Origin of the sequence: Streptomyces sp. RKAG290 (genome assembly GCF_023701695.1) — a bacterium.
GTDB lineage: Bacteria > Actinomycetota > Actinomycetes > Streptomycetales > Streptomycetaceae > Streptomyces.
In genome coordinates, this window is record NZ_JAJOZC010000001.1 from 699,606 (window position 1) to 715,315 (window position 15,710).

Sequence of the window (15,710 nt, forward strand, 5' to 3'; positions counted from 1 at the left end):
TCAGCGTCCGTGTTCTGCGTCGAGCGCCTCATCGAGGGTGCCGGCGGCCATGATGAGCGCCAGATGGGTGAACGCCTTTGGGAAGTTGCCCAGTTGTTCACCCGTCGGCCCGATCTCCTCCGCGAACAGACCGACGTGGTTGGCGTGGGTCTGCATCTTCTCGAAGGTGTACCGCGCCTGTTCCAGCCGTCCCGCGCGGGCCAGCGCATCGACGTAGAGGAAGGTGCACAGGCTGAAGGTGCCCTCGGAGCCTCGCAGACCGTCCGGCGACGCGGCCGGGTCGGTGAACACCGCGCCCGCGCTCTGTCCCGCCTCCAGACGGACGGTGCCGAACACGTCCCGGCCGTTCCCTTCGAGGGGGAAAGTCGCCTGCAGGTACGCGTCCGTACTCGGCGCCCGGAACCGGGCACCGCTGCCGTCCACGTCCAGGCGGTGCTCGGCCCTGCCGTAGTCGAAGCGCGGCCGGCACTCGAGCGTGAACTCGACGGTTCCCCGCACGGCGCGGACAAGGCGGACGAGCGTGTGGCGGTCGGTAGCCGTACGGGTCCGGTCCGGAGGCATGAAGTCGAGCACCTCGCCCACGCCGTCAGGCGACAGGAACCTGGTCATCAGGATGGCCGTGTCGGGGTAGTAGAGCTGCTTGCACGTCATGTCGGGGTTCTCGGGGGCGATGCGGAAGTGTCCACCGCCGTCGTGATCGAGCAGCGCGGCGAAGATGCTCGGCGAATCGAACCGCGGTGCGGCGAACCAGTCGACGACGCCGTGGGAGGAGACCAGAGCGGCGGTCTGCAGGTCGCCCACCAGGCCGTGCTCGGCGATCGGGGGGTATCGGTCCACTGGCTCCTCCGACCTCGCGACGCAAGCCCCCTGCCACTCCACTATCCGACGGACCCAGAAGCCCCGCTACTCACGGCCGGGACGGCTTCGAGGAGGCGCTCGAAGCGGCAGTCGCCTCGTTTCGTGGCCGAGTCACCACCACAGCCGGTGATGCCTGGCATTCGTTCAGGTGCCGGATCGTCCCCCGGTCGCCATGATCGGTCCTGAGGGCGCACATGCGTGACCGTTCGGGAGAGGCAGGAGTACGCACCGTGTGCCCTGAGCGTCCCCGGTATCCGTCGGATCCCGCGCCGGCGGCCACGGAGCCATGTGAATCGGTCAGGAGGGCCGCAATGTCCGAGGAACCAGGTCCCGTGCCGCGGCCGACGGTGCATGCCGTTCCCGAGGAGGGTCGGGCGGCGGGCGGGAAAGCTGCCCGTCACCGCGTTCCGCGCTCACGCCGCAGCACGCACAAGGAGTCGAAGGACCTGCCGAGCCCCCCGGCTGGTCCAGCGGTCCGATACGCGCGCCGGATCCCGGAGCGCGTGCCGGTCCGCCGTGGCCGAACGGGTGAGTCCTTGCTGCGGGCGCGGACCGTGAAGGCGGCGGCGTGACCGCCCCCGGGCGTCCGGCCGAGCCCGAAGGCAAGGACCCGGCAGCCGCTGCGGACCCGCTCACGGTCGTCCGCGGCCGCGGGTACGTGGTGCTGCTCCTGATCGCTGCGGCACTGGGTGTCCCGATCTCGGCGGCGGCCTTCGGCTTTCTCGCACTGGTCAACAAGCTCCAGTCGCTCACCTACACGGACCTGCCCAAGGCTCTGGGCTTCCACGACACGCCGAGCTGGTGGCCGGTGCCGCTCCTCGCCGTGGCCGGGCTACTCGTCGGCCCGATCATCCGGTATCTCCCCGGTGGCGGCGGACACGAACCGGCCCACGGGTTCGTTGCGTCCGGTCCCACCCCGACGGTCAATGTGCCCGGCGTGGCGCTTGCCGCGGTGGCCTCCCTGGGCCTTGGAGCGGTCATCGGGCCGGAGGCCCCGCTCATCGCCCTGGGCAGCGGACTGGCCGTGGCCGCCCTCCGGCTGGTGCGAAAACCGTTCCCGAAGCAGGCGACCGCCCTCGTGGGAGCCTCCGGGAGCTTCGCCGCGATCAGCACCCTGCTCGGCTCGCCGCTGCTCGGAGCGTTCCTGCTCATGGAGATGACCGGCGTGGCGGGGATGATGCTCGGTGTGGTCCTGGTGCCGGGACTGCTCGCCTCCGGCACCGGCGCGCTCATCTTCACGGGCCTGGGCTCCTGGACGGGGTTGGGCACCTACTCCCTGACCCTGCCGGACGTCCCCCACGCCTCCGCACCGGATGCTGCCGGGTTCGGCTGGGCGCTGCTGATCGGGGTGGCAGCCGCTCTGCTCGGCGTCGGGATCCGGTGGCTCGCCCTCCTGCTGCTGGGACTCGTCGCCCCGCGCCGGCTGCCGGCCACCGTGCTCGCCGGCGTCGTGGTCGGTCTGATCGCCTTCGGCTACGCCGAGTGGACCGGCCACGCGGCATCGGGAGTCCTGTACTCGGGGCAGAGCGCACTCGGCCCCCTCCTCGCCACCAGCGCGCAGTATTCGGCAGGCACCCTCGTGGTGCTCACCGTGTGCAAGGCGGTGGCGTATTGCGTGTCCATGTCTGCCTTCCGAGGCGGCCCGGTGTTCCCCGCCATGTTCGTCGGCGCCGCCGGTGGCATCGCGCTCTCCCATCTGCCCGGGCTCGGTGTGACCGCTGGGATCGCGATGGGCGTGGGCGCGATGACCGCCGCGATGCTCAAGTTCCCCATGGTCTCCGTGTTGCTGGCCACCCTGCTGCTGGGCAAGGAGGGGCTCACTGTCATGCCGCTGGTGATCGTGGCGGTCGTGGTCTCCTACGTCCTCACAATCAGGCTGACCCCACAACCGGCTGCCGCACCCGCCGCCGGGCAGGAGGCATCCCCATCGCCGAGCGGGTGAGCTGCCAGGGGTGGGGTCCGCAGGCAGTCCGCAGAACGCTCGGAAGGCCGACCTGGCGGGCACGGTGGTGTTCATGTCCCGGCCGGGCGAGGAGAGCCACGACGGCGCCCGGCTCATGATCGAGGAAGGGCTGCTGAAGGCCGCCCGCTCCCGCAGGACGCCGCGGGTTGGCCGAAATGGCGGCGCAAGTGGCTCGCGGCCGGCTGAGTCCACGGTCTGAGACTCTGCTCCCGCGGTCGCGACCCGGCCCGGCACCGTTCCGCACCGGATCCCTGACGGCAACGCGTGGGAAACACTCCGTCCCTACGGTCTCCTCCACACCGGTCATGGCTGCAAACGGCCGGTGCGCGTAAAGGCGCTCACCGGCCTCGGCGCTAACCAGCCGTCTTCCACCGAGCTTTCAGGGAGGAACGATGGCTGTGACCACGCATGCCGTCGCGCCCGCGCCGGGCCCGCACCCCGTCGATGTCCGGCCGCCACTGCGCCGTCTGGTGCCGTTGAGCCTGCAGCATCTGCTCGTCGCGTACGCAGGCATGGCGACGATGCCGTTGCTCGTGGGCACCGCGCTGGATCTGCCCGAGGACCGGATACGGCTGCTCATCAGCGCCAATCTGCTGGTGAGCGGGCTCGCCACGCTGTTGCAGTCGCTCGGTGTGATGCGGGTCGGGGCCCGGCTGCCGATCGTGATGGGGTCGACGTTCACCGCGATCACGCCGGCCGTGCTGATCGGCAAGGAGCACGGGCTCGCCGCTGTGTTCGGGGCGACGATCGTGTCAGGTCTGGTGACACTGGCCGTCGCACCGTGGTTCGGACGGTGGCTGCACCTGTTTCCGCCGTTGGTGACCGGGACCGTCATCGCCGTGATCGGCTTCTCGCTGGTGCCGTCGGCGGCCGGGCTCGTCACCGGGGGCCACGGCGCCTCGGGCGGGCGCGGGCTCGCCCTTGCGGCGGTGACCGTGGTTCTCGTGGTGCTGGTGGAGTGGCTCGCGCCGCCCGCCCTGGCCCGGTTCTCGGTGCTCGTCGCCCTGGCCGCGGGGACCGCGCTCGCCGTGCCGCTGGGGTTGTTCGACGGCTCGGGCGTCGCGGACGCACGCGTGGTGACGGCGCCGGATCCGACCGCCTTCGGAGCGCCCACGTTCGTGGTCCCGGCGATCGCCGCGATGCTCGTCGTCCAGCTCGTGAACATGGTCGAGTCCGTCGGTGACACGCTCGCCGTCGGGCAGATCGTCGAGCGCGGCGACGACGCGCCCACCGTCGTGCGGGCGCTGCGCGCGGACGGCGTGGCGACCGTGGTGTCGGGAGCGCTGGCCTCCTTCCCTGTCGTGACGTTCGGGCAGTCGGTGGGTCTGGTCAGCGTGACGCGGGTGCGCAGCCGGCACGTCGTGGCGCTGTCGGGCTCGTTCATGGTGGTGCTCGCGTTCGTGCCGGTACTCGGAGCGGCCGTCGCCGCCGTGCCCGGTCCGGTACTCGGCGGGGTCTCGCTCGTCATGTTCGGCATGGTCGGCGCGGTGGGTCTGCGCATCCTGGCGCGGGCGGACCTCACCGACTCCCGCAATCTGCTGACCGCGGCGCTCGCCTTCGGGCTCGGGATGATCCCGGTCGGCGCTCCGGACTTCTACGCACCGCTCCCCTCGTTCGCCCGCACGGTCCTGGACAGCGGCATCGCCGTCACCGGCATCGTCGCCTTTGCCCTGAACCTGTTGTTCCACCACACGCCCCGGCTCCGGAAGGACCACACCCGATGACGACGCCCGGCATCGACACGATCACCGACGTCACCGTCCTCAGCGCGGGCCGCTGGCAGGCCGGCACGGACGTCCACCTGGCCGACGGACGTATCAGCGCTCTCGTACCGGCAGGTGAACTCCCGCGCGGAGAGAGGGTTCTGGACGGCTGCGGCGGGCATCTCACCCCCGGCCTGGTGAACACCCACACGCACCTCTTCCAGGCGGGCCTGCGCGGCATCGGCGAGGGGCTGCCCCTGCTCGCGTGGCTCGGCGCCGTCGGCGAGGAGGCGGCGCTGCTCACCCCTGAGCGCGCCTATGCCACCGCGGCCGCCGCCGCTGCCGAGGCGCTGCGCAGCGGCACCACCACCCTCGTCGAGCACATGTGGCCGCACCCGTCGCCCGAGGTGCACGACGCGGTCCTGCGGGCGCTGCGCGACAGCGGCGTGCGGGCCGTGCTGTGCCGGGGCGTCGCGGACCGAGCGGACCGCAGTCGCAAGTGGGGCTTCGACCCTCGGCTGATGCAGCCGTTGAAGGAGGCGCTCGCGCACACGGACGAGCTGATCGCGGCGGCGCGCGACAGCCGGGTCGGGGTGGGCATCGCTGTCCCCAATCCGCGGTGTCTGACGCCCGAGGGGATGGCGGCCGTGCGCGCGTACGCCGACGAACGCGGCCTGCCCGTCTCGTTGCACCTCCTGGAGACGACGACGGACGACACCATGTGCCGTGAACACGCGGGAACCGGCGCCGTGGACCATCTGGAGCGGGCCGGGTTCCTGTGGGAGCGGCTGCTCGCCGTGCACTGCGTGGAGCTCGACGCGGCGGGGCGCGAGACACTCGCCCGGCACGGCGTCGGCATCTCGTACAACCCGCTCAGCAACATGCGCCTCGGCAGCGGGATCGCTCCGGTGCCGCAGATGCTGGCCGCCGGGCTGCGGGTCGGGCTCGGCGTCGACGGCGCGGCGAGCAACGACACCCAGGACATGCTGGAGGCCATGCGCATCGGCGCGTATCTGCAGCGGGCCGCGCACCGCAAGGCAGACCTTCTCGGGTTCCCGGAGATGTTCGCACTGGCCTCGAACGGCGCGAACCAGGTACTGGGCCTGGAGGAACGCCCGGGCGGCATACGCGCCGGCATGCAGGCCGACCTCGTCCTGCACCGCTTCGACAAGGACTACGCCTGCCTTCCCGTACGTGATCCGGGGGCCACGCTGCTGACGTGTGCGGGCAGCCGGACCGTGGCGGCGGTCATGGTCGACGGCGAGGTCCTGGTCCGGGACGGGGAGCACGTCCGGCTCCCGTCGAAGGAGCTGGCCGCCGGACTGAGCTTTACGGCCGCGTAACACCGTGGTCCCCGGCGGAAACACCCGCCGCGCAGGCTGAACGCATCGCGTGCGGGCCCCGGGTCACCGGGGTCCGCGCCAGCCCACGGCGCCGGACCCGAGAAGGGGTCCGCCGCGACCGTGCCCGCGGGCCTCTGAGTGTCCGCGGTGGGGAGTGCAGGGGCGGTGACTGCATCCCGGAAACCCACGATCGCTTCGAGGAGCGACAACCGCGATGACCGAGATGACTTACAGCATGGCCGAGTTGGCCAAGGAGACGCACATGGGCGGGGCCGGGACGGAGACCTCCCGCCGGGAGATCCGCAGGATCGACCTCAGCGACTTCGACGCCCGCAAGGCCGAGATCACCGAACAGCTGTGGGCTGCCGCCACCGACATCGGCTTCTTCCAGCTCGTGCACCACGGCATCGAACAGGACTCCGTGGACGAGGCGTTCGCCGATGCCGAGCGGTTCTTCGCGCTGCCGGAGGAGACCAAGGCCCGGCACGCCCTGAAGAAGGGACTCAACTCGGGCTGGGAGTCCATGACCCAGGTCCGTCCGTCGATCGGGACACCGGACCAGAAGGAGTCGTACCAGCTGACCCGGCCGCACATGGACGGGCTGTGGCCGGACGACGTGCTGCCCGGATTCCAGGAGCGCGCGCTCGCGTTCGAGGCGCGGTGCAGGGAACTGGCGATGCGCGTGCTGTCCTGCTTCGCCGACAAGCTGGGGCTGCCCGACGGGTTCTTCGCGCGCGCCCACGACCCGGCCAGTGAGCAGTACCAGTCGACGCTGCGCATGCTGCACTACTTCGCGGTGCCTGAGGGCACCGCGATCCCGGCGGACGTCTGGCGCGCGGGTGCGCACACGGACTTCGACTGTCTGACGCTGCTGTTCCAGCGCGACGGGCAGGGCGGGCTGCAGGTGTGCCCCGGCAAGGAGGCCGAGGCACAGGAGTGGACGCCGGTCGAACCGGCCGACACCGTGATCACCTGCAACATCGGGGACATGCTGATGCGGTGGAGCGACGACCGGCTGCCTTCCAACTTCCACCGGGTCAAGTCGCCTGGCCCCGGCGACGACCGGTCGGCCCGCCACAGCATCGCGTTCTTCGCGCAGGCCGACCGTGACGTGGTGATCGAGGGGCCCGCGGGCCGCTACCCGGCGATCACGGCCGCGGACTACATCCAGCAGCGCATCGCCGCCAACTTCGCACGCTAGAGGAGAAGGTGACGTGACGATGTCCACGAGGAGCACCGGTCCCGGACGGCTCGCGGTGCTCGGTCTGCAGCATGTGATCGTGATGTACACCGGGTGTGTGACGGTGCCGCTGGTGTTCGGCGCGGCGGCCGGCCTCGACGCCGCGACGGTCGCCGTGCTCGTCAACGCCGATCTGCTCGTCGCCGGCATCGTCACGATCATCCAGGGTGCCGGGGTCGGCCGGATCCTGGGTGTGCGGATGCCGGTGATGGCGGGGGCGGCGTTCACAGCGGTGACGCCGATGATCCTGATCGCCGGGGAGTACGGCCTGCAGGCGGTGTACGGGTCGATGCTGGCGGCGGGCGTCTTCGGCCTGTTGGCGGCCTACCCGTTCGCGAAGGCGGTGCGCTTCTTCCCACCGCTGGTGAGCGGTGTGGTGATCACGGTGGTGGGGCTCGCTCTGATCGGCGTCGGGGTGAACCTGGTCGTCGGCAGCGACCCGAAGGCCGCCGACCATGCCGCGCCCTCGCGGCTCGCACTCGCCGCCTTCGTCGTGATCGTGATCCTCCTCGTCGCCCGCTTCGGCCGTGGCTTCCTCGCGCGGACGGGCGTCCTGCTCGGCGTGGTGGCGGGGACGGCGGTCGCGGTGCCGTTCGGTCTGGTCGACGTCTCGGCCGCGCGGACGGCGGACTGGATCGGTGTCAGTGCCCCCTTCCACTTCGGGGCGCCGCAGTTCCCCGCGGTTGCGGTGCTCTCGATGTGCGTGGTGATGCTCGTGCTCTTCGCCGAGTCGACGGCGGATCTCCTCGCGGTCGCGGAGCTGACCGGCAGAAAGCTGACGACCGCGGACATGGCACGGGGCCTGGCGGCGGACGGCCTGTCCGGTGTCTTGGGCGGCGTCATGAACGCCTTCCTGGACACGGTGTTCGCGCAGAACGTCGGCCTGGTGACGATGACGAAGGTCCGCAGCCGGCATGTCGCGACCGTGGCCGGCTGCATGTTGCTGGTACTCGGGCTGATTCCCAAACTGGGCCTACTGGTCGCCGGGTTGCCGCAGCCGGTGATCGGTGCGGCGGGCCTGGTGATGTTCGCGACGGTCGCCACCGTCGGCATCGGCACGCTCCGCGCGGTGGACTTCGACGGCACGCACAACCTGCTGATCGTGGCCGTGTCGATCGGCGCCGGCATGGCCCCGGAGGTGGCCCCCGATCTGTACAGCAGGCTCCCGGAGGGGGTGGGGATCGTGCTGGGATCGCCGGTCACGAGCGCGACTGTGGTGGCGTTCGGGTTGAACCTGGCGTTCAACGGAAGGGGACCGAAACGCGTGCGGCGCGCGGAACCGGTCGACGTACCGGCCTGAAGCCGTCCGCGCACTGATGCCGGCACCATCTCGGGCTCCGGCGTGCCGGCAGAGCGGCGAATTCGGTGGCGAGGCCGAGGACGATCCGGCATTCCGCCGCGACCAGGTTGGCCAGTCCGGTCAGCGGGGGTGGAGAGTTCGCCCTGGTGGATTGTGCGGAGCCGACCCAGGAGATCCTCGACCGGGCCGCCACCTGTTGCCGACGAACCTCCGGCTCGGGGCACCAGGACGAGCGGGTACAGTGCGCGCGTCGTCAGTCCGGCTACTTGAGGAGGGGAAGCGTGACCGACACCAGCGAAGCCCGGTCCGCGGACGGTGCAGCGCATGCGACCGAGCAGAGTCGACTGCGCCGCCTGATGCGCTACATCCCTTTGATCGCCCCCGTCCTGCTGTGGACCGTGCCCTGCTGGGTGCTGCTGCACGCCGGCCAGGACTGGCCGCTCCCCGTGGCGCTGGGCGGCACCGCCCTGTTCGTCCTGGGGCTGATCGCCATGCCGCTCGCGATGATGCGCGGCCACGGCCGGCGGCAGCAGGACTGGGCGGCGATCGTCGGAGACACCCTCCTCGGGGCCAGCTGGGTGCTGTTCACCTGGTCCGTCCTGCTCGGCGTGCTGCTGCGCCTCGCCCTGGCCGTGGCCGGCGTAGGCGACGGGCAGTACCGGGCCCGGATCGTCACCTGGGTGGTCATCGGCGTAGCCGCCGTGCTGCTCGCCTGGGGGTACGCCGAGGCCCGCCGGGTGCCACGGGTGCGCCGGCTCGACGTCCAGCTCCCGCGCCTGGGCGCCGGGTTGGACGGCACCCGCGTCGTCCTCATCACCGACACCCACTACGGCCCGCTCGACCGCGCCCGCTGGTCGGCGCGGGTCTGCGAGAAGGTCAACGCCCTGGAGGCCGACCTGGTCTGCCACACCGGCGACATCGCGGACGGCACGGCCGAACGCCGCCGCGACCAGGCCGCCCCGCTCGGCACCGTGGAAGCCACCCGGGCCCGGGTCTACGTCACCGGTAACCACGAGTACTACAGCGAGGCCCAGGGCTGGGTCGACCTGATGGACGAGCTGGGCTGGGAGCCGCTGCGCAACCGTCATCTGCTGCTCGAACGCGGCGGCGACACCCTGGTGGTCGCCGGAGTGGACGACGTCACCGCCGAGTCCTCCGGTCTGGCCGGCCACCGCGCCCACCTAGAAGGAGCCCTGAGCGGCGCCGATCCAGACCTGCCCGTCCTGCTCCTGGCCCATCAGCCCAAGTTCGTCGACCGGGCCGCAGCGGGCGGCGTCGACCTCCAGCTCTCGGGCCACACCCACGGCGGCCAGATCTGGCCCTTCCACCACCTCGTCCGCATCGACCAGCCGGCCCTCGCCGGCCTCAGCCGCCACGGCGCCCGCACCCTGCTCTACACCAGCCGCGGCACCGGTTTCTGGGGCCCGCCGTTCCGCGTCTTCGCCCCCAGCGAGATCACCCTGCTGGTACTCCGCTCCCCGCAAGGGCCTGCCACCTCGTAGCGCGGAGGGGGCTCGTCGGTGCTTCATGGGCCGGCTCACCGGACAGCACCCGCCGGGCGGTGCCGGCGGGACGGGGATCCCATCGCGTCCGGAAGACCCCGTGCTGGCCAGGAGCCGTCCCTTCAGCACAGAAACCTCAAAGATCGGGCGAAGCGTGCGGTACGAAGGGTGCGCGAGCTGCGATCCGTTCGCGCACCGAGTCGGAGCCGAAGTGGTGGTCGATCCGGCGCGCGGCTTCGGCCCAGTCGGACATGGTCCGGACCGGATGGAGAGTCTCGACGACGAACGCCGACTGCGGCCGGTCACGGGCGCGGGACCACAGCGTCCGGGCAGGCTCGTCCAGGAGGCACCCGACCGTTCCTTCGTACATCGGCATGCCCCGTACCTGTCCGTCCGGCTCCACTTGCATGAGACCGGTCATCGCGTACCCCCTCGCGATCAGATCGGGGTGCATCTGGAGCGCGCGCCCGTCGAAGGTCTGAACGGATGTGGCCGGTGGCAGCAGGCCGGCGAGGCGGCGACTCAGTTTCGGACCAGCGAGCTCGTCCAGCTGTTGGTCGCCCAGGAGTTCGTGCTGTGCATAGCCTTTCCGGTTGGCCAGCCCACCCGGAACCGCGGCTCCGAAGGAAACGGACGCCAGATGCGGGAATCGACTCGCGACGTCCCTGCACAGTGGCTCCATGTCGCCGAAATTGCTACGCACAAGGGTGCAATCGATACCGAAAGGCACCGCCGTGTCCCCGCTTCGCCGGGCTGCCTCGTCGAGCACACCCAGGGCGTGTATCGCCCGGCCGAATGAACCGGCACGCCCGCGGATCCGGTCGTGTACCGCTGCCGTTGCTCCGTCGAGACTGAGATGCACGTGGGAGAAGGCACCCAGCACATCATCGAGGTTCCTCTCCGTGAGGAGCCATCCGCTGGTGAACAGGCCGACACCGATACCGGCCTTCCGGAACCTCTGTGCCAGCTTGTGAACATCCTTGACCAGGAGGGGTTCGCCTCCGCTGAACTGGACAGCGCGTGGGCCGAGAGAGATGAGGGCGTCAGCCACCTTCTCCATGTCCGCCATGGAGAGTTGGCGAGAGGGCCGCCTGCCTGACTCGGAGTAGCAGTGGGTGCATCGCAGCGGACACGCGTAGGTGAGGTCCCAGTTGACCTCCTGAGGGTTCTGCATTTTCGGCTCCAGGGCATGTGGGAGGGAGAGGGTAAGGCTGCGGTGGCTTTCTCAGCGCTCAACAAGGGCGGGCAGGTGACGCGGCTTCGCGTCCGGACCAGTGCCCTACGAGTTCGGTGTAGAGGGAAGAAGTGCACAGCAGCCCGTCGTGAGTGTCCACAAGGCAGCGAACACCGTCGAGCAGCACGATTCGGTCGGCGCGCAGTGCGGAACTGATGCGATGGGCCACGACGATCAGGGTGGTGTCGGAGCGCCGGGCGAAGGCTTCCTCCACGCGCTTTTCGGACTCCGTGTCGAGTGACGAGGTGGCTTCGTCCAGGAGGACCACCCGTGCCGGAGAGAGATGGACGCGCGCGAGGGCGATGAGTTGCCGCTCACCGGCGGACAGTTTCGAAGTGCTGTGTGCGAGGTCGGCATCCAGCCCGCCGGCCGCGCTGACGACATCGGTCAGCCCCAGAGACTCGATGCATTCCGAGAGGGTCTGTTCGCTCGCATCCGGCTGGAGGTACAGGAGGTTGTCCCGCAACGTGCCCGTCACGATGTATGCCTCCTGCGGGATGAGCGCGATCTCCCGCCGCAGGTGGTCCGGTGGAATTTCGTCGATCGGCACGTCGCCGTAGGAAACCGTGCCGGAGTCGGCTCGACGCAGGCCGCCGAGGAGATCGATCAATGTCGATTTGCCGATACCACTCGGCCCGACGACAGCGAGGTGCTCCCCGGGCAGGATGGTCAGGTCGAGGTCACGGACAACGGGTTCAGCCGCCGCACCGTAGGAGAAAGTGAGGCCACGCAGCTCGATCCAGGTGCCCGACGGTCTCTTCGACGGGTCGGATCCGATCGGGACGGCGCGCCCCTCATGATCATGCGAGATGACCTCCGACAGCCGCTGCATGACCACACCGAGCTGCAGTCCCCAGGCGCCCAGCAGACTCGTCGTTGCACGCAGGGCGGGCTCGATGCCCGCGGTGAGACATGCCGTGGCACCGACCAACTCCCCCATGGTCAGCCACCCGTGGTCAAGCATCCAGGGCGCCAGGCCCAGCAGAGCGACAAGAGGGGCATGGCAGCCGAGGGCGACCACGGCTATGCGGGTGGCTTCCGCTCGGGCCGCTGCATTCATCGCCGAGGCTTGGCGCTCGGCCACCAGCGCCACGTCCGACTCGGCGCGCTCATGGGCTCCGGCCGCGACTATGTCCCGTACGCCGGCCACGACGGTGCCCACCCGTTGCGCCACGGCTTCGTCGGCGAGTACAGCGTCGTAGCGTCGCTGCGCCATCGACCGCAGCGCCAGGCAGAACACTCCGACGGCTGCGAGCAGGGGTGGTCCGACCATGAGGCCGACGACCGGAGCGACGGTCATGGAGCCGAGGAACGCACCGGCCACGGCCAGCGCCAGGCGCAGGACCGAGCGCAGAAGCGCTGAGGTCAGCAGTCGGGCGGTGTCGACATGGCCCGTCAGCTGCGCCACGGCTGAAGCATCCAGTGCACGAGGGTCCGCCACCGCCCGTCGCAACGTGGCTGTCATGAGGCGCCTGGTCAGGTTGTCGCGCAGGGACTCGACGATGAGGGCGAGGGGGCCGAAGATCGCGCGCCCCGCTACAGCCTTGATCATCAGCGCGAGGCCGAGGACCGCGATCCACGCAAGGCCGGTCGCGGGTCTGTCAGCCAGGAATCCGTCGTCCAGGGCCCTGGCCATCACGAAGCCCGTCACCAACGCCGGCAGAGCTTCCAGCGCTGACCAGCCCAGAAGACGGCGCAATGGGCCCCGTTGGCGGGAGAGTTCTTCGAAGAGCAGTCTCCAGCCCTGCCCGCTCCGGTTCCGCTCACTCATGGCGTGTTTCCCGCGGTCCCGTCGAAGCGATCGGTCCATGTGCAGCGTCCTCGCCGTCGTCGGGGGCAGGCCCTCCGGCCAGAGCGGCCCGATAGGCGGGGATCTCCCAGAGCTCCGCGTGGGGTGCGACCGCCCGCACCTTGCCCGCTTCCAGCCAGACCACGAGGTCGGCGCGGGTCGCCGTCGAGGCCCGGTGAGTGACGATCAGCCGCGTACCTCCGAAGTTGAGTGCACGGCTCACCAGGAGTTCGGTGACCGTGTCGAGGTGGGAGGTTGCGTCGTCCAGGACGAGAACGCGCGCCGGACGTGCCGCGGCCCGTGCCAGGCCCATCCGCTGGCGCTCTCCGCCGGAGAGCTTCAGCCGTGTGAGGGGAGTGTTGTAGCTGTCGGGGAGCCGTTGGATGAAGTCGTGGGCGTGCGCCGCCCGCGCCGCCCGCTCGACGAGACCGTCGGGGGCCGTGAGCAGGCCATAGCGGATGTCGTCACTGATGGTGTGTCCCAGACTTGCAGGCTGCGCGAAGGCGTAGGTCACCGCCTGGCTCAGTGCGAGGCGGCCGAGCGTATGGACCGGCACGCCGTCGAGGCGGACTTCACCGGCATCGGGGTCGATCAAGCGTCCCACCACGGCTGCGAGTACTGACTTCCCTGCCCCTGACCTACCGACGATCGCCACACTGCTGCCGGCTTCGACATCGAGATCAATCGCGTCGAGAATGAGCCGGTCCCCGTCCACGACGGTGAGCGCCCGGATCGACAGTGCGCCGAGGCCATCCGGGAGCGAGGCGCCGGCAACCGCTCCGCCGACGCCGGAAGCGGTTGTCATGATCTCGGTGACCCGCACAGCACTCGCGCGTACACGGGCCAGCCGTGCCAACGGGTCCAGGTTGTCGAGGAGCCCGATCCCGAGAGCGGTGTAACCGGCGACGGCCACGAGGCTCCCGGGAGTGATCCGCCCGAGGGCTACGCCGATTCCTGCGACGCCGAGTACCGCAAGTTCCGTGACGGGCATCAGCAGCGAGGTGCGCCATGTCGCCGCTCGCTGGACCTCCCACGTCGCTCTACCCAGGGCCGCCAGCTCCGGAAGCGGCGCGAGCACACGAGCGGTCTCCTTGGCGGTCGTGCCCATGGCGCCTATGCTTCGCGCACCGGCAATGGCATCGACGAGCCGTGCGGAAATGTCGCTCTGCACCTCCTGATAACGGGTCTGGTGCGCGCCGTACTTCTTCAGGAACCCACCGGATACGAGCGCCATGGGGGCGACGCCGACGACGAACGTGCACCCGATCGTCCAGTCGATGGACCACAGCGCGGCGACCCCACAGACCGGGATGACGAACCCGGCAACGATGCTCACCACCCCGTAGGACGCCTCCGCCGCCTCGGCGGCATTGCCCACCACACGGCTGATGACATCGCCGATCGGATAGCGTCGCTGCCCCCGCAGACCCAGTGCCAGGACCCGCCGCAACATGGCCATGCGCAACAGGAAGGCGGCCCGGGCACCCGCGGCCGCACCACCAAGGGTCAGAGCCGTGGACGCCGTCGCGGCCAGGACGAGAAGCGCTGCCGGGTAGAGCACGTCGGCGAAGCTCCGGTGCGCACCCGCAGCCGCGTCGATGGCCGCGGCGATGGTGCCCGGCAGAAACAGCGCTGTGACCGCCTGCGCAGTCGCTCCGAGGAGGAGCACGATCGACGAGCGCGGTGAGGCTGCCATGGTGCTCAGCAGAAGCCGGTCGGCCTGCTTCTGCAGTGTGGCAGGGGACGGCTGGACTCCATCCGTGGATTTCTGCGGGGCCGGGGCCCAGAGGGATTTCGCGCTGTTCAATTCTCCTCCTCGGGTTCCTTCGAGACCGCGCCTGTGGGGGGTTCGAGTCCGGCGACGAAGAAGGAGACCAGGTCCTCTTGGAGCTGGTGACCGTTGCTGCCCGACAGCACGTTGTGGCCTCCCCGGACTTCCCGGAGTGCGAAGTCCAGGTCTTCGCGCCACCCCAGTGCCAGGAGACGGCTGCGCAGTTCCTGCGATTGGTTCACGGGGACGACCTCGTCCTGGAGGCCGTGGCAGATGACCATCTGCGCCGTGATCTCATGCAGACACTCTTCCGCCGCGCGCGAGGTCCGGGCGCCGCGCCGTGCAGGCCCTGCGCCTTGTCGTTCGAGAAAGGAACGCACCGCAGGAGTAGCCACGTCATGCAGGCTGCGTGCGGACAGGAACGGGGAGATGAGGGCACATCTCGACCAGTACGCCGGAGCGTGACCGGCCGCCAGCAGCGCCAGGTAGGCTCCGTAGCTCTCTCCGTAGAGCATCACCGGGGGCAGCCCCCGGCGTTGCCCAGTGAGCGACCGGACGATGTGGAGGATGTCGTCCAGGTCGGGGCCTCCCCAAGCGCCACGGATGCCGGCCCGGTGGTCCGGACCGTAGCCGGTGCTCCCCCGCTGGTTGGGTGCCAGTACGGCGATACCCGCAGCGGCAAGGCGCTGGAAGAACGGGTTGAACTCCAACTTCCAGGAAGCCGCCGGTCCCCCGTGCAGCGCCACGACCAGCTGCGGTGCCCGGGCCCAGTCCTTCCCCCGTACACCACGGCCTCGACGTCGCCGGCAGCGCCGGCGAGCACTTCGGTGTGAGCGCCCTCCCAGTGGGCGTGAGCGCGCCGTGGGGGTGGTTTCGCCCCATCCGCGATACGTGTACTGACGGCCAGGCTCAATGGCGCGAACGGCTCGGTCGGGGTGCTCCCGACGAGCCGCAGGCTGTCGCCGACCCATCGTGCCGCAGACGTCAACACCCCCGCAGGGCAGTCG

At 70.3% G+C, this 15,710-nt stretch carries 11 protein-coding genes; 6 read left to right on the plus strand and 5 right to left on the minus strand.

What is annotated here, in order from left to right:
* Complete coding sequence (locus LNW71_RS03025; protein ID WP_250966791.1) at positions 1-837, minus strand: trehalase-like domain-containing protein; 837 nt, start codon at positions 835-837, stop codon at positions 1-3.
* A gap of 589 nt (positions 838-1,426) precedes the next feature.
* Between LNW71_RS03025 and LNW71_RS03030 the strand changes: the two genes are divergently transcribed.
* From LNW71_RS03030 to LNW71_RS03055, 6 genes are all read left to right on the plus strand, one after another.
* On the plus strand, positions 1,427-2,800 hold the full coding sequence (locus LNW71_RS03030; protein ID WP_374119330.1) for a chloride channel protein: 1,374 nt from the start codon (positions 1,427-1,429) through the stop codon (positions 2,798-2,800).
* A 413-nt stretch (positions 2,801-3,213) separates the two neighbouring features.
* Positions 3,214-4,545 carry a nucleobase:cation symporter-2 family protein gene (locus LNW71_RS03035; RefSeq protein ID WP_250966792.1) on the plus strand — a complete coding sequence of 444 codons (1,332 nt, stop codon included), beginning with the start codon at positions 3,214-3,216 and terminating at the stop codon, positions 4,543-4,545.
* Positions 4,542-5,867, plus strand: a complete 1,326-nt coding sequence (locus tag LNW71_RS03040; protein ID WP_250966793.1) for an amidohydrolase family protein — start codon at positions 4,542-4,544, stop codon at positions 5,865-5,867. The genes LNW71_RS03035 and LNW71_RS03040 overlap by 4 nt, the downstream gene beginning before the upstream one ends.
* A 214-nt stretch (positions 5,868-6,081) precedes the next feature.
* On the plus strand, positions 6,082-7,068 hold the full coding sequence (locus tag LNW71_RS03045) for an isopenicillin N synthase family oxygenase (RefSeq protein WP_250966794.1): 987 nt from the start codon (positions 6,082-6,084) through the stop codon (positions 7,066-7,068).
* A 19-nt stretch (positions 7,069-7,087) separates the two neighbouring features.
* A complete protein-coding gene (locus LNW71_RS03050) occupies positions 7,088-8,407 on the plus strand; it encodes a nucleobase:cation symporter-2 family protein (RefSeq protein WP_250966795.1) in 1,320 nt (439 codons plus the stop codon).
* A gap of 281 nt (positions 8,408-8,688) precedes the next feature.
* Entirely contained in the window at positions 8,689-9,909 is a 1,221-nt protein-coding gene (locus tag LNW71_RS03055) for a metallophosphoesterase (protein ID WP_250966796.1), read from the plus strand.
* Positions 9,910-10,045: 136 nt separating this feature from the next.
* On the opposite strand, the gene LNW71_RS03060 is transcribed toward LNW71_RS03055, so the two are convergent.
* From LNW71_RS03060 to LNW71_RS03075, 4 genes are all read right to left on the minus strand, one after another.
* Positions 10,046-11,083, minus strand: a complete 1,038-nt coding sequence (locus LNW71_RS03060) for a radical SAM protein (RefSeq protein ID WP_250966797.1) — start codon at positions 11,081-11,083, stop codon at positions 10,046-10,048.
* Positions 11,084-11,141: 58 nt separating this feature from the next.
* A complete protein-coding gene (locus LNW71_RS03065) occupies positions 11,142-12,914 on the minus strand; it encodes an ABC transporter ATP-binding protein (RefSeq protein ID WP_250966798.1) in 1,773 nt (590 codons plus the stop codon).
* Positions 12,907-14,628 carry an ABC transporter ATP-binding protein gene (locus LNW71_RS03070; RefSeq protein WP_250966799.1) on the minus strand — a complete coding sequence of 574 codons (1,722 nt, stop codon included), beginning with the start codon at positions 14,626-14,628 and terminating at the stop codon, positions 12,907-12,909. The genes LNW71_RS03065 and LNW71_RS03070 overlap by 8 nt, the downstream gene beginning before the upstream one ends.
* Positions 14,629-14,735: 107 nt before the next feature.
* A complete protein-coding gene (locus LNW71_RS03075) occupies positions 14,736-15,449 on the minus strand; it encodes an alpha/beta fold hydrolase (RefSeq protein WP_250966800.1) in 714 nt (237 codons plus the stop codon).
* Positions 15,450-15,710 lie beyond the last annotated feature (261 nt).